At 68.4% G+C, this 16,297-nt stretch carries 18 protein-coding genes; 4 read left to right on the plus strand and 14 right to left on the minus strand.

The window, feature by feature from the left end:
* Positions 1-92: 92 nt before the first annotated feature.
* Positions 93-830, minus strand: coding sequence for an alpha/beta fold hydrolase (locus ACM6LU_RS20325; protein WP_414939290.1), 738 nt, complete (start codon positions 828-830; stop codon positions 93-95).
* A 40-nt stretch (positions 831-870) separates the two neighbouring features.
* Here ACM6LU_RS20325 and ACM6LU_RS20330 point away from each other — a divergent pair, with 40 nt between their 5' ends.
* Positions 871-1,371, plus strand: a complete 501-nt coding sequence (locus tag ACM6LU_RS20330) for a GNAT family N-acetyltransferase (RefSeq protein ID WP_414939291.1) — start codon at positions 871-873, stop codon at positions 1,369-1,371.
* Positions 1,372-1,385: 14 nt separating this feature from the next.
* On the opposite strand, the gene ACM6LU_RS20335 is transcribed toward ACM6LU_RS20330, so the two are convergent.
* Both ACM6LU_RS20335 and ACM6LU_RS20340 read right to left on the minus strand, forming a co-directional pair.
* Entirely contained in the window at positions 1,386-1,673 is a 288-nt protein-coding gene (locus tag ACM6LU_RS20335) for a hypothetical protein (protein WP_414939292.1), read from the minus strand.
* Between the two features lie 190 nt (positions 1,674-1,863).
* Positions 1,864-2,988, minus strand: a complete 1,125-nt coding sequence (locus ACM6LU_RS20340) for an alkaline phosphatase family protein (protein WP_414939293.1) — start codon at positions 2,986-2,988, stop codon at positions 1,864-1,866.
* 50 nt (positions 2,989-3,038) lie between these two features.
* On the opposite strand from ACM6LU_RS20340, the gene ACM6LU_RS20345 reads away from it, so the two are divergent.
* A complete protein-coding gene (locus tag ACM6LU_RS20345; protein WP_414939294.1) occupies positions 3,039-3,254 on the plus strand; it encodes an FmdB family zinc ribbon protein in 216 nt (71 codons plus the stop codon).
* Positions 3,255-3,352: 98 nt separating this feature from the next.
* The gene (locus tag ACM6LU_RS20350; protein WP_414939295.1) at positions 3,353-4,279 is read left to right on the plus strand and encodes a mechanosensitive ion channel family protein; all 927 of its coding nucleotides are present in this window, start codon (positions 3,353-3,355) and stop codon (positions 4,277-4,279) included.
* Positions 4,280-4,313: 34 nt separating this feature from the next.
* Here ACM6LU_RS20350 and ACM6LU_RS20355 read toward each other — a convergent pair whose 3' ends face one another.
* Together ACM6LU_RS20355 and ACM6LU_RS20360 are read right to left on the minus strand one after the other, a co-directional pair.
* Complete coding sequence (locus ACM6LU_RS20355) at positions 4,314-4,697, minus strand: DUF6401 family natural product biosynthesis protein (RefSeq protein ID WP_414939296.1); 384 nt, start codon at positions 4,695-4,697, stop codon at positions 4,314-4,316.
* 61 nt (positions 4,698-4,758) lie between these two features.
* Positions 4,759-5,877, minus strand: a complete 1,119-nt coding sequence (locus ACM6LU_RS20360; RefSeq protein ID WP_414939297.1) for a trans-sulfuration enzyme family protein — start codon at positions 5,875-5,877, stop codon at positions 4,759-4,761.
* A 58-nt stretch (positions 5,878-5,935) separates the two neighbouring features.
* On the opposite strand from ACM6LU_RS20360, the gene ACM6LU_RS20365 reads away from it, so the two are divergent.
* Positions 5,936-6,409, plus strand: coding sequence for an Lrp/AsnC family transcriptional regulator (locus ACM6LU_RS20365; RefSeq protein WP_414939298.1), 474 nt, complete (start codon positions 5,936-5,938; stop codon positions 6,407-6,409).
* Positions 6,410-6,606: 197 nt separating this feature from the next.
* Here ACM6LU_RS20365 and ACM6LU_RS20370 read toward each other — a convergent pair whose 3' ends face one another.
* The 9 genes from ACM6LU_RS20370 to ACM6LU_RS20410 all read right to left on the minus strand — a co-directional run bounded on the left by ACM6LU_RS20370 (position 6,607) and on the right by ACM6LU_RS20410 (position 16,260).
* Positions 6,607-7,440 (minus strand): hypothetical protein, encoded by an 834-nt coding sequence (locus tag ACM6LU_RS20370; RefSeq protein WP_414939299.1) that lies wholly within the window; start codon positions 7,438-7,440, stop codon positions 6,607-6,609.
* 290 nt (positions 7,441-7,730) lie between these two features.
* Positions 7,731-9,506, minus strand: coding sequence for a 3-hydroxyacyl-CoA dehydrogenase family protein (locus tag ACM6LU_RS20375; RefSeq protein ID WP_414939300.1), 1,776 nt, complete (start codon positions 9,504-9,506; stop codon positions 7,731-7,733).
* Positions 9,507-9,693: 187 nt separating this feature from the next.
* Positions 9,694-10,371, minus strand: coding sequence for a dihydroxyacetone kinase phosphoryl donor subunit DhaM (gene dhaM, locus ACM6LU_RS20380; protein WP_414939301.1), 678 nt, complete (start codon positions 10,369-10,371; stop codon positions 9,694-9,696).
* Complete coding sequence (gene dhaL / locus ACM6LU_RS20385; RefSeq protein ID WP_414939302.1) at positions 10,368-10,991, minus strand: dihydroxyacetone kinase subunit DhaL; 624 nt, start codon at positions 10,989-10,991, stop codon at positions 10,368-10,370. Before dhaL ends, dhaM begins: the two co-directional genes overlap by 4 nt.
* Positions 10,991-11,992: a dihydroxyacetone kinase subunit DhaK gene (gene dhaK, locus ACM6LU_RS20390; protein WP_414939303.1), complete on the minus strand. Its 1,002-nt coding sequence runs from the start codon at positions 11,990-11,992 to the stop codon at positions 10,991-10,993. Before dhaK ends, dhaL begins: the two co-directional genes overlap by 1 nt.
* A 68-nt stretch (positions 11,993-12,060) precedes the next feature.
* Positions 12,061-13,062, minus strand: a complete 1,002-nt coding sequence (locus ACM6LU_RS20395) for a DUF3558 domain-containing protein (RefSeq protein WP_414939304.1) — start codon at positions 13,060-13,062, stop codon at positions 12,061-12,063.
* Between the two features lie 47 nt (positions 13,063-13,109).
* The gene (locus ACM6LU_RS20400; RefSeq protein ID WP_414939305.1) at positions 13,110-13,376 is read right to left on the minus strand and encodes a hypothetical protein; all 267 of its coding nucleotides are present in this window, start codon (positions 13,374-13,376) and stop codon (positions 13,110-13,112) included.
* Positions 13,377-13,386: 10 nt separating this feature from the next.
* Positions 13,387-15,084, minus strand: a complete 1,698-nt coding sequence (locus tag ACM6LU_RS20405) for a sodium:solute symporter family protein (protein ID WP_414939552.1) — start codon at positions 15,082-15,084, stop codon at positions 13,387-13,389.
* A 399-nt stretch (positions 15,085-15,483) separates the two neighbouring features.
* Positions 15,484-16,260, minus strand: coding sequence for a hypothetical protein (locus ACM6LU_RS20410; protein WP_414939306.1), 777 nt, complete (start codon positions 16,258-16,260; stop codon positions 15,484-15,486).
* Positions 16,261-16,297 lie beyond the last annotated feature (37 nt).

Raw genomic sequence — 16,297 nt, forward strand, 5'->3', positions numbered from 1 at the left:
AAAACGTGAAGGCACGAATTGTGGACCGGCAATGGGGGCTTGCCGCAAGTCCCCCTGTCCGCTATACCTTTGAAGGGGCGAGGGAGACGTTTCTACGCGGGGTACCAGCCCAAGATCGCTTCGACGACTCCGGCCGGATCCTCCAGCGGCGTCAGATGTCCCGCCTCCGGCAGCACGACCAGTGTCGCGTCCGGCAGCGTCTCCACCAGGGTGTTCGCCGCGTCGAGCGGGGTCAGGCGGTCCTCTTCGCCGACCACGACCAGCGCCGGCACGTCCACCGATCGCAGTGTCGCGAGCGAATCGGGCCGTGCCGCCATCGCGCGCGCCGCCCACGCGATCCCCGACGACGGCTGCGTCGTGATCAACTCATGAAGCCGTTCGGCCACCTCGGGGCGGGCTTCCTCGGCGAGCAATCCGGGTGTGAGGACTTCGGACAGCCATCCGGCGCCTTCCGCTTCGACCCTGGCCGCGAGGTCATGCCGAGCCTGCGCGGCTTCGGAAGTGTCGGCCGTCGCCTTGGTGTCGATGAACACGAGACCGCCCACGCGTTCCGGTGCGGCGCGCAGCACCGCCATCGTCAGGTAGCCGCCCATCGAGCAGCCGCCGAGGACGACCTTGTCGAGTTCGAGCCGGTCGAGCAGCGCCACGACGTCGCGGGCGGCGTCGTCCAGGTTCGGCTCCCTGTCGGTTTCCGGCAGCGGGCTGCGGCCGAGTCCTCGCTGGTCGGGGGTGATCAGCCGAAGGCGTTCCGACAGCGGCGCGCGCACCGGGTCCCACATGCGGGCGTCGACGGGGAAAGCGTGCAGCAGTACCAGCGGCAGATCCTTCATGGCGATAATTCTGTCGCACCCTGGGTCTACCGTCAGAACCGTGCTGACAGAGATCAAGACGGAGAGGCTGCTGCTGCGGCGGCTGCGCGAGGCGGATCGCGAGAACATCGTCGCACTGCAGGCCGATCCCGAAACGAACAAGTTCAACCAGGTGCCGCACACCATCGAAGGTGCGCGCGAACTCTTCGACGCCTGGATGAAGCAATGGGCCGAGCATGGTTTCGGCTACATGACGGTGTCCGCTTTGGACGATCCGGACGTGATCGCCGGCTTCGGCGGGGTCCGATATCACGAGTGGAACGGCGAGCGCGTGCTGAACCTCGCGTACCGCTTCTGGCCGTTCACCTGGGGCAAGGGCTACGCGACGGAGATGGCGGCCGCCGTCGTCGAATGGGCGGATCGGGAGATCCCGGACGTCCCGGTGATCGCGAACATCATGGAGTCCAACAAACCGTCGATCCGGGTCGCCGAGCGGCTCGGCTTCGAGATCCACACGAAGGAGGAGTTCGAGGGAGCGCCTTCACTACACCTGCGGCGCTGAATCAGGCACCAGGATCACCAGCGGCCGGGGCGGCGCCGGGACCGCGCGTCCCAGCACGCCCTGTGCCAATGGCGGCGGTCGGCGACCCCGCCGGTGTCGTCGGCGGGCCAGACGACCAGATGCGGGGTCCCCGACCGGATCTCGTGGTCACAGCCGGGGCAGCGGTAGTCCTTAATGGCCTGCGCACCGGGCACGGTCCGGACGAGCCACTCCCCGTCCGTGGCCGATTCGGAGCGCGCCCAGCCGGTCGACGCGCCGAGGTCTGGGCGTCCACCGCGTTCGGGCCGGTTACGTCGAGGCACGCCGAGACGGTATATCGAGCCCGTGCCAGTCGCCGACAGGTGCCCGCGGACAGATCCACCTCGCCGAGCACCATCGCCGTGGCCATCGGGGGAAGTCTGGCCAGGCTCCAGGACGCCGAATTGACGCGTCTAGTCCTCTAGTTGCGGTAGTTGCGCATGCAAGGACCGCAACTAGAGGACTAAACGCGGGCTAGCCGCGCGCGAGTACCAGCGGGACGAGTTGTTCCGCCGGGGTCAGCGAGCCGTGCTGACCGACCATCGAGGACTCGACGGCCTCGGCCAGTTCCCGCACGAGCCCGAAACGCTCCTTCGACGCCACTACGACGTCGCCGATCCGTGGCCGGACCCGGTCGGCGACCGGCCCGAACCAGCCCGCCTCGACGGCCTCGTCGCGAGAGAGGATCCACGCCCGGTCGCCGATCACCTCGCGCCAGGCCGCCAGCACGTCGGCCTCCGCCCCCGGCTCGCTGTAGACGTGCCGTGCCCGGACCTCGCCCCCGATGGCCCGGACGCCGCCGAGCAGCGCGGGCGTCTCGTCGATGTCGAGCGCGCCCTCGACGGTCACCATGCCGTGGTCGGCCACCACCGCGAGGAGCGCGCCGGACGGCAGTCCGTCCACAAGGGACTCGACCAGTTTGTCGACGTGCCGCAGTTGCATCCGCCATGGCGCCGAACCCGGTCCGTAGATGTGGCCGAGCATATCGAGTTCGCTGTGATAGCCCCAGCAGAACGCCGGCCGCACCTCGAGACAGCGCAGGACGCACGCTGCCAGGTCGCCGAGCGCGTGGACGCCCACATAGCGTGCGCCGGATTGCGTCGCGCGGGTGAGCGCGGTGTCCGCGAACTTCGCCGACGAGACCACGCTGGTCGTGATCCCGGCGGCCGCCGCGCGCTCGAACGTCGTCGGCAGGGGTTGGACCTCGCGCGGCGGAAGCGCGCCGCGGAGATCGCCGCCGTCCTCGTGACTGGCCCAGCGCAACGCGTTCAGGACGCCCGCCCCGGGGACTTCGAAGCTGTAACCGACCAGGCCGTGCTCGCCCGAGGCCAGCCCGGTGCCGATCGCGCCGAGGCCCGCCGCCGTCGTGGCCGGGAAACCGACCCGCAGCGGCGACTTCGCCAGTTGCGTGAGCACGGGCGCGTCGGCCGTGTGCTCGGCCAGCAGTTCCCAGCCGAGACCGTCGATCAGCAGGACGCAGGCACTGGACGCCTCGGCGAGGCTCAACGAGTTCGCGAACTCGGCGGCACCGAGGGCGGAAAGGACGGACGGGACGACTTGGCCGAGGTGCGGCACGTGCGCCGCGACAGGCAGTTCCACCCGGCCAGCTTCTCATTCCGGAGCGGCTTCCGGGATGAGAAGATGAGCGCATGCCGACTTACGCCTACCGCTGCCGCGAATGCACCGAGACCTTCGAACTGCTCCGGCCGATGAGCGAGTCCGGCGCGCCCGCGCCGTGCCCCGAGGGCCACCGGGACACCGTCAAGCTGCTGACGACCGTGGCGCTGACCGGATCGGCGTCCGGTCCGGCCCCTGTTCCCGCAGGTGGGGGCGGCGGCTGCTGCGGAGGCGGCTGCTGTAGTTGAACCACTCGTTCGGGTGGCACCACGTGTGACCGTTTGACCACCGGGTATCTCGTTCCCACCAGTCTGGATCCTCCAGTTCGTGGGAAGGGAGAAACCCAGTGGCCACATCAGCACTGGCGGCCGTCGATTTCGGTCAAGGCGTGTCCAGCGCCTGGAGTTCGGTCGCCACGTTCGTCCCTAAGCTGCTCGCGTTCCTGGTCATCCTGTTCATCGGCTGGCTGATCGCCAAGGCGATCGCGAAGGCCGTGAGCATGGTGCTCGAGAAAGTCGGGTTCAACCGGCTCATCGAACGCGGGGGCTTCAAACAGATGCTCGCGCGAGGCCAGTTCGACGCGTCGAACATCATCAGCAAGATCATCTACTACGCGATCCTGCTGATCGCCCTGCAGATCGCGTTCGGCGTGTTCGGCCCGAACCCGGTGAGCTCGCTGCTCAACGACATCGTCGCCTGGCTGCCGCGCGCCATCGTCGCGATCGTCATCGTGGTGATCGCGGGCGCGATCGCCAAGGCGGTCAAGGATCTGGTGGGCAACGCCCTCGGCGGCGTCTCCTACGGCAAGGTGCTCGCCACCATCGCTTCGGTGTTCATCTGGGGTCTCGGCGTGATCGCCGCGCTGAACCAGATCGGGGTGGCCACCGCGGTCACGCTGCCGGTGCTGATCACCGTGCTCGCCACGGTCGGCGGGATCGCCGTCGTCGGTGTCGGTGGCGGCCTCATCAAACCGATGCAGCAGCGCTGGGAGACCTGGCTCGGCCGGGCCGAGGCGGAGATCCCGGCCGCGAAGGCGCAGGCCGAGGCCTACCAACGGGGTCGCGAGGACGCGAACCGTTCCGGTGACGTGCCGACCGAACGGACGACCGCTCACCAGCCGGTGTCCGCCGGACATCACGCGGTGAACGATCCGGACATGGCCGGTGGCCAGCACCAGCAGTTCCCGCCGAACCAGGGTCAGGTGCAGTCGCACCAGGATCCCGGCCAGCGGCCCCCCGGTGGGTCAATGCCCCCTCCGCCGGAGTACCGCTGACCCAATATGGGAACGGGTGGGGCGTCCGGCCGCCCTACCCGTTCCCGGTCTCCTGTGCCCGGTGGTCGTCCATCGTCGCGGCCAGCGAACACACGCCGACCAGGCGCGCGGTCGTCCAGTCGCTGGTGCTCCATGCGGACAGATCGGCCGGAGCGCGGAACGCCCAGCCCTTGGCCCTGGCCTCGTCCAGCAGTCCTCGCGAATAGCCGGCGAGAAGTACCACCCCGGCGACCGCCGCCGAACCCTCGACCCCCGCCGCGAGAATGTCCCGCACCGCGGCGGAGTGCTGATCGAAGACGGCCGACAGCCCGGGAAGGGCCGCCGCCGCGGCGAGTCCGGCGACGCCGATCTGCTCGTGAAGCCGCGAAAGCGTGTTACGAGCTGAAGATTCCACCCAGGACGAGACCAGATCTTTCACCCGACCAGGTTAGCCAGGTCAGGCGATTTGTCGACATCCCGGTGATCACTATCGCACTGATTCAGCACGCCTTGAGTGCCTGATCCAGGTCGTGCCAGAGGTCCTCGACGTCTTCGAGTCCCACCGACATGCGGATGAGCCGATCGGTGACACCCGCGCCGTGCCGGTCGTCCTCGGCGACGATCCGGTGGCTGATCGAGGCGGGATGCTGGATGAGTGAGTCCACGCTGCCGAGGCTGACGGCCGGGGTGATCAACCGGACCGCGCCGATGAGTGCGTGCGGATTGCCTTCCACCTCGAACGCGATCAGCGGACCGCCGATACCGGGGTAGTGCACCGCACCGACGTTCGAATGCGAGCGAAGGCGCTCGACGAGTTCGGCGGCCGTCGCGGAGGCGGCGTTGACGCGCAGCGGAAGCGTCGAAAGGCCCCGAAGCAGCATGTACCCGGCCAGCGGGTGCAGCACGCCGCCGGTGGCGAAGCGGATCTGCCGCAGCATCCCGGCGTCTTCGGCGCCGCAGGCGACCACGCCACCCATGACGTCGCCGTGGCCGCCGAGGAACTTGGTCGCACTGTGCAGGACGAAGCGGGCTCCGTCGCGTCCGGGACGCTGGAGCACGGGAGTCGCGAAGGTGTTGTCGACCAGCACGGGAACATCGCCCGCCGCACTAACGATCTCGGCGATGTCGACCTCGCGCAGGGTCGGGTTCGCGGGCGTTTCGAGCAGCACCAGCCCGGTGTCGGGACGCAGCGCCGAGGCGAGCCCTTCCGGATCGGTCCAGGTCACCTCGGTGCCGAGCAGACCGGACGTGAGCATGTGGTCGGTGCAGCCGTAGACCGGCCGGACGGCGACGATGTGCCGCTTGCCCTGTGCGACGGTGGCGAGCAGCGAGGCCGACACCGCGGCCATGCCGGTGGCGAAGGCGACGGCGTCTTCGAAACCTTCGAGTTCGGCCAGGGCCTTCTCGAACCGTTCGACGGTCGGGTTGCTCAGCCGCCCGTAGACCGGGAGTCCGGACAGCGAGCCCGTGGTGGCGAACTCGTCGATGCGACTCGCCTCCTCGACGCTGTCCCGCGACGGGTAGGTCGTGGACAAGTCGAGCGGAGCGGCGTGGACGCCGAGGTCCGTGAGGTCGTCACGGCCGGCGTGGACGGCTCGGGTGCGCAGCGTTGCGGTCATACCGAGATGGTGCGGTTTTCTCCGGATCGGAGGCAATATCCTCGGATATCATTCGCCGATGACGGGTACTGTCGAATTGAGTACGGTAGACCTACGGATTCTACGGCTGCTACAGAACGACGCCCGGATCTCGAACAAGGATCTGGCGGCCGAGGTCGGCATCGCGCCCTCGACCTGCCTCGACCGCGTCAACCGGCTTCGTGCGCTCGGAGTGATCACCGGACAGCGCGCGGACGTGGACGCCGCCAAACTCGGCCGCCCGCTCGAAGCGCTCCTGTTCGTCCAAGTCCGCCCGCACCGGCGGGCACTGGTGGACTCGTTCGTCGAGCACCTGCTGACCCTGTCCGAGGTCCGCTCCGTCTACCACCTGACCGGACCGGACGACTTCCTCGCGCACGTCGCCACCGCTTCGGCGACCGAACTGCAACGCCTGGTGCTCGACGAACTGACCGCCCGCGACGAGGTCGCCCGGGTGCACACGAACCTCGTCTTCCAGCACTGGAGCGGGGGACCTTTGCTACCGCCCGCCTAGTGTCCCGAGTCCGAGCACGCGAATGCGGTACCTGATCACGCCCGGGACGCTAGTGTCGCGTGATCCTGCAGGTCTTACGCGTGATTGGGCGGCGATTTCGGAGATCGCCGTCCAATCACGCGTAACCGCCGTCTGATCACGCGAGATCGCCGTCCGACGAACGAAACCCAACGTCAAGCAAGCAGGATCACGCGACACTAGTCAATCCGGACTTTGAACGGATGCGTGACGTCGGTGGGGCACGTGAAGACGTTCAGCACCCCCTTTCGGGCGAACGACCAGCCGACCGGTTCCGCTTCGGCGACCTCGCACCCGCAGTCGACCTCGTGCTCCTCCGTGGCCAACGCGATCGTCTGCCGCAGCTCGACGCCGCATTCCCGGCAGCCCAGCTCGTGACGATCGGTCTCGTACCAGGCGGTCCAGCCGCCGATCTTCGAGTACTGGTCCAGCTCCGGCCAGCCCTCCGGGTCGTCATGCGCGCCCTCGGGGATGCCGATCGCGGCGCGGGTCTCCGGCGGGAAGTCGCAGAGACGGGGCAGTTCGTCGATCGAGCACGGCTCGAACACGCAGGGCACCGGGAGGAGGGCGGCTTCGGCGTCCTCGGGCGCGGGCGGCGGGTCCGCGATGTCCTCGACTTCGCCGGAAGCGCGCCACACCAGCCGGACCGCGGGCCCTTGGTGATGCAAGCTGTTGTGCTGCATCGGGCAGAACAGGAGCTGCAGGACGTCGGTGCCCTCCGGGAAGGGCAACTCGGGGAAGTCGCCGCGGAAGAACTGCGCGGCACTGATCATCGCCGGAACCGGTTCGTCGAGCGGATGCCCGCCCGCCCACGCGTCGTCGGACGCGTCCGGGTCCGGCGGCCAGGTCACCGGGCATTCCGGCCACGGCTCGTCCGACGGCCAAAGCAACGGGCCGCCCAGATGGCTTTCGTCCGGACGGGGGTCGCCTTGCGCGGGATGCAGGCGGATGGCCGTCCGGACCAGGTCGTTCAAGCCGGGGATCGGCACCCCGTCGTATGTCAGCTGGCGCACCCGGCGAGCTTAGAGGTCCGGCAGCGGATCTTCCGGCTTTACCGCGTCACGCGTTGACGACGGAGACGTACTCGTCGTCGATCTCGCTGAACTCGAACCACGGAGTGGTCGCCGTCTCCACCGGCCCGATCCGCTGGACGCGCACCGCGATGAACACGCTGGGATTGGTGCTGCCGTCGATATCGGCTGGGAACCCGTACTGGATCTCGTCGTCCGGATCGAGGAAACCGGCACGCCGTCCAGACTACTGACCGTTGGCGCAAGTAGTCGCCTACTTGCGCCAACGAGGCCTACCTGGCCGAGTAGTCCTTGAAGCCCTTCCCTGTCTTCCGGCCCAGCCGGCCGGCGGTCACGAGGTGCTCCAGCAGCGGCGCGGGCGCGAAGCCCTCTTCGCGGAACTCGTTGAACAGCGTCCGCTGGATCGCCAGCGAAACGTCCAGCCCGACGACGTCGAGCAGTTCGAACGGGCCCATGGGCAGCCCGCAGCCCACCTTCATCGCGGTGTCGATGTCGTCGGCCTGCGCGTAGTGCGCTTCGAGCATCTTCACCGCGTCGTTGAGGTACGGGAACAGCAAGGCGTTGACGATGAACCCGGCCCGGTCGCCGCAGTGCACCGGGTGTTTGCCCACCGCCGCGCAGAGGGCGTCCACGGTCGCGACCACGTCGGGCCCGGTCGCGATGGTCGAGACGACCTCGACCAGTTTCATCACCGGCGCCGGGTTGAAGAAGTGCACGCCGACCACGTCCGACGGCCGCGAGGTGGCGGCCGCGCATTCGATGACCGGCAGCGAGGACGTGGTCGTCGCCAGCACCGCGCCAGGCTTCACGACGTCGTCGAGGGCGGCGAAAACGGCCTGCTTGACGGCGAGATCCTCGGCCACGGCCTCGATGACGAGGTCGACGTCGGCCAGTTCCTCGAACTCCACCGCGGGTGAGATCCGGCCGAGCGCGGCCGCGGCGTCCTCCTCGGAGAGTTTGCCCTTGACGACGGCTTTGTCCAGGGATTTCTTCACCCGCGCGACCGACGCCGCGGCCTTTTCCGTGCTGCGTGCCCGGAGGATGACCTCGTAACCCCGTTTCGCGAAAACCTCGGCGATGCCGGTCGCCATGGTCCCGGTTCCGACGACACCGACCTTGCGCACCTCGCGCGGCGCCACCGTGTCCACTGTGGACGCCGTGACCGCGTCGGTCACCGTCGGCGAATCGGGCTCGTCGTAGGCGTAGAACCCCTGTCCGGTCTTCCGGCCGAGCAGTCCCGCGGTGATCATCTGCTTCAGCAGCGGCGCCGGCGCGTGGAGCCGGTTGCGCGACTGGTGGTACATCGTGTCGAGGATCTCGTACGCCGTGTCGAGCCCGATGAGGTCGAGCAAAGCCAAGGGCCCCATGGGATATCCGCAGCCGAACCGCATCGCCGCGTCGAGATCCTCACGCGTGGCGTAGCGCTGCTCGTACATCCGCACGGCGTGGTTGAGATAGCCGAACAGCAACGCGTTCGCGATGAACCCGGCGCGGTCGCCGATCACCACCGGGGTCTTGCCGAGGCGTTCGGCGAACGCGACGACGTCGGTGATGACGTCGGGCTCGGTGACGACGGTGCGGACGATCTCGACCAGTTTGAGGATCGGCGCCGGGTTGAAGAAGTGCATCCCGACGACCTTGCCCGGCCGCGCGGTGCGCACGCCGATCTCGGTGATCGACAGCGAGGAGGTGTTGGACACGAAAATCGTGTCCGCGCCGGTGATCTTGTCCAGCGCCGCGAACACGTCGGATTTGGCTTCGAGGTTCTCCGGGATCGCCTCGATCACCAGGTCCACATCGGACAGTTCGGTCAGCGACGTGGTGTACCGGATCCGATCCAGGAGAGCGCTCCGGCCGTCGGCGTCGAGTTTGCCGCCGGACACCGCCCGTTCGGTCGAATGCTCCAGATGACCCCGGCCCCGGCTGACGCCGTCGTCGTCGATCTCCACCGCGACCACGGAGACGCCGCTCCGCGCGAGCACCTCGGCGATCCCGGCACCCATGGTGCCGAGACCGATGACTCCCACACTCGAGATTTCCCGCGCCACAACCGGCCTCCGGAGGTTACTCGCTGGTAGTTTTCTCCGATCGTGCCATGCCGGGGCGCGGAAAGCAGCGGCTGTCACCCTCCGGATCGAGTAAGTGTCACTCGCGGACGAGAGCTGAAGGGGACTTTCCCCGCATGCGATGCAGGAAAAGCGTCCTTCACCGCGTGAGACGAGGGGAAAGTCCCCTTCAGCTCTCGCCGAAGTTCTGCTCGACCAGGTCCTTGACCTTGGCGAGCGCTTCGTCGGCCTGCGTACCTCGCGCGCGGACCTCGATCCGGTCACCCTGACGTGCGCCGAGAGCCATCAGTGCGAGCACGCTGTTGGCGTCCGCGGTCTCCTCGCCGAGCCGCACGGTGACCTCCGCGTCCAGCCCCGCGACGCTCCGGACCAGGACGGCGGCGGGCCGCGCGTGCAGCCCGACGTCGTTCCGCAACGTGAGTTCGACGCTGCTCTCGCCGTCTTGCGCACCGCTGTCGAACGTCAGGTCCGGCGGGGCACCGGCCGAGGCGGCGGCTCCGGCGACGGCCTGGCGGTCCGCCCCGCCCTGCGCAGCGACGGCGGCGGCGATCGCGCCCTCGACGAGCGGCGCGTCCGCGACGACCGCGGCCGACGGGTCGGAGAGCGATTCGACGGCGAGGTCCGCGGTCATCTGCGCGCTGCCGAGGTCGTACAGCAGGACGACGCCCGCCCCCGAATCGGCGCGCTGGGTCGCGGCGACGACCTCGTCGTAGTCCGTTCCGATCCCGCCTTCGGCCAGGCCTCCGGCCGCCAAGATGGTGACGTCCGGCGCCATCTGCGCGGCGAGTTCAGCGAGCCCTTCGGCGAGTTTGGCGCTGTGGGAGACGAGCACGATTCCGACGCTCACCGCGCCGCCTCCGCGAACGCGCGCAGCAGCAGCGCCGTCGAGCGGGCACCGGGATCGACATGCCCCTTCGCGCGCTCACCGAGATAGGACGCCCGGCCCTTGCGCGGTACGAGGTCCACAGTGGACGCGGCGCCCTTGTCCGCAGCATCCGCCGCCGCGGACAGGATCTCCGCGATGTCCGAACCGGCCGCCTCTTCGGCGGCGGAGACCGCGGGGATCAGCGCGTCGACCATGGTCGAGTCTCCGCCGACGGCCTTGCCGCGCGCCTGCACTCCTTCGAGTGCCGCGCGCAGGGCTTCGACGAGCAACGGGCCGTCCACCTCCGCCGCGTCGCCCAGCTTGACCGACGCGCGCAGGAAAGCCGTGCCGTACAACGGGCCAGCCGCACCGCCGACCTTCGAGATCAACGTCGTGGCGGCGAGTTTCGCCACCGCGGCGGGGGTTTCCGGCGTCGAGGTGTCCAAAGCGGACACGATGGCGGCGAACCCCCTGTCCATGTTCTCGCCGTGGTCGGCGTCGCCGATCGCGCGGTCGAGGTCGATCAGCTCGGCGCGATGTTCGGCGATCACCGCGGCCGCCGCCCGCAAGGCGGCGGCGAGCGTCTCGGCGGTGCAGGCCATCAGACTCCCCACCTCAGGGCCGGGGTGTTCACCGGCGCGTCCCACAACTCGGTCAGCTCGTCGTCCAGTTTCAGCAACGTCAGGCTCATCCCCTGCATCTCGAGGCTGGTGATGTACGGCCCCACGAGGCGCCGCTCGACCACGATCCCACGCTCGGCCAGCAGCCGCTCGGCGATGCCGTGTGCCAGGTACAGCTCGACCAGCGGGGTACCGCCCATCGAGTTCGTGAACAGCAGGACCTTGTCGCCGTCGGCGAAGGGCAGGTCCGTGACCACCGCTTCGACCATCCGCGCGACGAGGTCGTCGGCGGACAAGGCCGGTGTCCTTTCGATTCCGGGTTCGCCGTGGATCCCGATGCCGAACTCGATCTCGTCGTCGGCGAGGTCGAAACTCGGCTCGCCCGCGTGCGGCACGGTCGGCGCGCTGAGCGCGACGCCGATCGAGCGGACCTGGCCGATCACCTTGCGCGCCAAGGTCTCCACCGCGTCGAGGGTGTCTCCGCGTTCGGCGGCGGCGCCGGTGATCTTCTCCAGCAACACCGTGCCGCCGACCCCGCGACGACCGGCGGTGTAGGTGGAGTCCTTGACCGCGACGTCGTCGTCGATGACGACGCTGCGCACGTCCAGCCCCTCGGCGGCGGCGAGTTCCGCGGCGGTTTCGAAGTTGAGCACGTCGCCGGTGTAGTTCTTCACGATCAGCAGCGCACCCGCGTCGCCGGTGGTGGCCTTGACCGCGGCCTCGACGGCGTCCGGCGTCGGCGAGGTGAACACCGCGCCCGGGACGGCGGCCGCCAGCATGCCCTGCCCGACGAAGCCGCCGTGCAGTGGTTCGTGGCCGGAGCCGCCGCCGGAGATCACAGCGACCTTGCCAGCCACGGGCGCGTCCACGCGCACCACGACCGCCGGGTCGTCTTCCACGCGCAGGACGTCCGCGTGCGCGACGGCGAGCCCGTGCAGGGATTCCGCGACCACCGTCTTCGGGTCGTTGATGATCTTCTTCATGGCGGTCTCCGACACGTCGGCGGGTGGGATGTCCCCTTCCTACCTCGCCCGGCCGGATGCCGCCAGCGTCAGGGCTTCGGGAGCTTCGAGATCACCGATTTGGCGATCTTGGCCGCCTTCTCGCAGGACGCGGTATCGCCGGACTTCTCGTCGTAGTTCTTGTAGATCACGCTGACGATCTCGACGTCTTCGTCGATCCACGGTTTGTGCTGCCACTCGATCTTGCACTCGGCGTCGCTGCCACTGCCGACCTTCTGGTAGGCGGTGACGCCGCCGATCTCGACCTTCTTGGTCCCGTCGCGTTCCGCCGGCGGCAGGCCGGGGCGGAAGCCGATGGAGATCCGCGGGTTGGAACCCGGCGTCCAGTCACACGAGTGGAAACTCGACAGCGAGGTCGCGCCGTGCGGCACCACCTCGCCGAGGACGGCGGCGTCGGCGGCGGTGCACGGGTCGACAGCGGTAAGCGTACCCGCGCTGGAAGGGAACTTCGCCGGGGACGAGTGCAGGCTCTTCACGCCCTTCGCCGCCACCGCACGGGCCGCCGCGCAGGGGTCACCGCCGTCGTAGGTGACCGAGAAGCTCACCCCGCGCTCAGGCTGGCGCAGCGTCAGGACGCCGACCTCGCAGCTCTTGCCGTCCTTGGCCTTCCGCTCCACCTGCGGCAGGCCCTCCACCGCCGTGACGACGGCACCACCGGTGTTGGACAAGTAGGTCGACGCGCCGATGTCGACGCTGACGGAAAGTTTCTTGCCGCCGGCGTCGAGAACCTTCGCCCGGCAGGCGCCGAACGAGGTCGACCCCGGCACCGGGTCCTCGGGGGTGCCGAGAGCGCTCAGCGCGTCCTTGTTCACCAGCGGACACGGGTCGATCGTGCGCAACACCGCGGGGGTGACGGCCGGGTCGTTGATGTTCCCGCTCGGCACCTCTCCACCGCTGCCCGCTTCGGCGGCGACGGTGGTACGGGCGAAGTTGGACTTGCCGAGGTTCTGACCGCAGGCGGAAAGCACGCCGAGCGCGGCCACCAGGGCCAGCGCGGACGCGATCCGGCGACGTCGAGCGTTGAGCAGCACGAAGTGCACGGTAGCCGCAGCGCCGCGCCGCTGTCCGGACAACCCGGCTATTCGCCGTCCTCGCCGGTTTCGGACGTGGGCGGCACCACGATGGGCCGCAGCTTCGCCCACACCAGGAACAACGCCGCGAACACCAGCATGCCGACGCCCGCCCACAGGTTGATCCGGACGCCGGCGGCCTTGGCCAGCTCCGCCTCGGTGGTGAAGCCGATGCCCATGATCGTGAGCACCAGCCCGTAGACGCCGATGAGCAGGGCGATGATCAGCCGGATGTCGAAAACGCCGGCCTTCTTGGGAGCTTGGGACGCAGCCATCTCCGGCCTCCTAGAAGATGATGTTGAGCACGATGGTCAGGATCAGCACGATGCCCGCGAGCAGGCCCGGCTTGCGGTACCAGCCCGCGTCGTCGCCGGTTTCGTCGTGCTTCAGCGACTCCTTCGGGGTGAGGGAGTAGACGAGTCCGACCAACTGGGCTTCCGGCTTCGGCGCGGTGGCGAGCGAAACCGCGACGCTGACCACGATGTCGACGGCGAACGCCGTACCGGCGGCCACGAAGCTGACGCCCTGCCCGGTGAGGCCGAGAATCCCGGCCTGCGACAGGAGCCACACGGTGATCGCGGACGCGGTACCGGAGACCAGTCCGACCCAGCCCGCCGTCGCCGTCATCCGCTTCCAGAACATGCCGAGGATGAAGGTGGCGAACAGCGGCGCGTTGAAGAAGGAGAACAGGTCCTGCAGATAGGTCAGGATGTTCCCGGAGTTCGACGCGATGAACGCGGTGCCGATCGCCAGCACCGTGCCCGCCGCGGTGACCAGGCGGCCGAGACGGAGGTAGTAGCCGTCGGACTCGTTCTTCTTCACGTACGACTGCCAGATGTCGTAGGTGAAGACGGTGTTGAACGAACTCAGGTTCGCCGCCATACCGGCCATGAAGGACGCGAGGAGACCGGCGATCGCGACGCCGAGCATGCCGTTGGGCAGCAGGTCGCGCATCAGCAGCAGGATCGCGTTGTTCGCGGTGACCCCGCTGGGCGCTTCGCCGCCTTCGAGCAGGATCTGCTTGTCCTGGACGTACTCGGACACGGTGACCGCCGCGATCATGCCGGGAATGATCACGATGAACGGGATGAACATCTTCGGGAACGCGCCGATGATCGGTGTCCGCCGCGCGGCGGACATGCTCTTCGACGCCATGGCACGCTGGACCTCGACGAAGTTCGTGGTCCAGTACCCGAAGGACAGCACGAAACCGAGACCGAAGACGAGACCGAGGATCGAGAGGAAGCTGTTACCGAAGCCGGTGAGGTTGTCACCCGGCCAGGAGGACAGCTGCGCGTCGCCACCGGGGCTGGCGGTGACCTTGTCGACGAGGCCCTGCCAGCCGCCGACCTTCACCAGGCCGACGATGGTCAGCGGCAGCAGCGCCGCGACGATCACGAAGAACTGCAGGACCTCGTTGTAGATCGCGGCGGAGAGGCCGCCGAGCGCGGTGTAGGAGAGCACGACCGCGGCCGCGACGATGATCGACACCCACAGCGGCCAGCCGAGCAGGAGGTTCACGACACTGGCGAGCAGGAACAGGTTCGCGCCGGCGATGAGGATCTGCGCACTCGCGAAGCTGATGCCGTTGACGAGGTGGGCGGGTTTGCCGAACCGGCGGAGCATGAACTCCGGGACACTGCGGACCTTCGAGCCGTAGTAGAACGGCATCATCACGATGCCGAGGAACAGCATCGCCGGGATCGCGCCGATCCAGAAGTAGTGGAAGGTCGGCAGGCCGTAGAGCACGCCGTTGGCCGACATGCCCATGATCTCGACCGCGCCGAGGTTCGCCGAGATGAAGGCGAGGCCGGTGACCCAGGCGGGCAGCGAACGGCCGGAGAGGAAGAAGTCCAGGCTGCTCGAAACCGACCTTCGCGCCATGTACCCGATGCCGAGCACCAGCGCGAAATAGAAGGCGAGCAGGACGTAGTCGACAGGACTCGCGTCGAGCCGCAGGTTCGCATCGGCCAGCACGTGCAACCGACCCACCTCCATACTGAAAATGTCCACGAGAAACGCCGGTAACGCGTCAATCGCGGACCATACTGCATGGATTCAGGAACGGCAGCATGGGCGGCGGGCGACCGCCCTGTAGTGTCTGTTTTGGGGCTGTTCTTGACAATTCCTGTCCGGTGATCGGCAGAACCGCCGTGGTCGATTCCCGTTCCGCGCTTGGCCGACGCGGCCATCGGCGGCGCGTTCAGCTTCCTGTTCACGGTGACTCCGGACCACGTGGACACCGGAGCCGTTGGCGGTGACGCTCCGCGGACCGGGCAGGAATGCGCCGCCGGTTCGGACCGGGATCGCCTCCGACCGGGAGTGCCACCAGAAAAGGGCCGCTCCGGTCAGGAACGACCCTTTCCCGCTACCGGCGGGGGTTTACCGGTCCGTGGGCAGGCCGACTTCGCCGTCCTCCTTGATCAACCGGGCGAGGACGTCATCCGGCATGAACGTGCGGTGCGGGTAGCCGGAACCCCACGAGTTGAGGAACGGCACCGCGCCGAGTTCGTCGGCACGCGGGTTGCCGAGTACCTCGTGCACCTCTTCGACGGTCTTCGCCCAACGGTAGGCCTGGATGCCGTTCTTGACGTCCGGCGTGTAGGCGGCCCGCTTGACGTGGTCGTCGTCGGCATAGCCTTCCGACCACAGGACGTGTCCCAGTTCGAGCAACACCTCGGCCGCCGCGCGGACGGACGTGCCGTTGTTGTCACCGGGATTGGTCTCGCCCCATTCGTCACGCAACTTCGACTGGTCCCACAGCCACCGCGCGCCGTAGAGATCGCCGTTGAACAACGTCATGCAGCGCGACCAGCCGAACCCGACGCAGGCGCCTTCCTTGCCTTGGTCGTAAAAGGCGTACTGGGTGTCGCCGTCGGTCGGTTCGCCGGGTTCGAGGCAGACGCAGTGCCCACCGCGGATACGGGTGAGCGTTTTGGCGCCGCCCTTCGCGACGAAGAACTCACCGGACTTCTCGTCCTTTTCCGGGACGTCGAACTCCTTGTACCAGTTGACACCGATGACGACCGGCGACCTCGTGGGCCGGTCCTCGGTGGCCAGCGCGGTCAGCGGATAGCGCTCGACGTGGCGCCAGTCGTCCGGGACGAACCGGCCGAGGCGGCCGTCCGCGGGTTCACTGCCGATCGGGCGATAACGCATGGGATCCTCCTATCCCTCATCCCACCGGAATACCGCC

Source organism: Amycolatopsis sp. cmx-11-51 (assembly GCF_047608665.1).
Taxonomy (GTDB): domain Bacteria; phylum Actinomycetota; class Actinomycetes; order Mycobacteriales; family Pseudonocardiaceae; genus Amycolatopsis.

Coding starts and splice junctions, on each gene's coding strand:
- ACM6LU_RS20365 (WP_414939298.1), top strand. CDS start 5,936: ATGACGGGTACTGTCGAATTGAGTACGGTAGACCTACGGATTCTACGG.
- ACM6LU_RS20410 (WP_414939306.1), bottom strand. CDS start 16,260: ATGCGTTATCGCCCGATCGGCAGTGAACCCGCGGACGGCCGCCTCGGC.
- ACM6LU_RS20345 (WP_414939294.1), top strand. CDS start 3,039: ATGCCGACTTACGCCTACCGCTGCCGCGAATGCACCGAGACCTTCGAA.
- dhaL (WP_414939302.1), bottom strand. CDS start 10,991: ATGGCCTGCACCGCCGAGACGCTCGCCGCCGCCTTGCGGGCGGCGGCC.
- dhaK (WP_414939303.1), bottom strand. CDS start 11,992: ATGAAGAAGATCATCAACGACCCGAAGACGGTGGTCGCGGAATCCCTG.
- ACM6LU_RS20325 (WP_414939290.1), bottom strand. CDS start 830: ATGAAGGATCTGCCGCTGGTACTGCTGCACGCTTTCCCCGTCGACGCC.
- ACM6LU_RS20400 (WP_414939305.1), bottom strand. CDS start 13,376: ATGGCTGCGTCCCAAGCTCCCAAGAAGGCCGGCGTTTTCGACATCCGG.
- ACM6LU_RS20360 (WP_414939297.1), bottom strand. CDS start 5,877: ATGACCGCAACGCTGCGCACCCGAGCCGTCCACGCCGGCCGTGACGAC.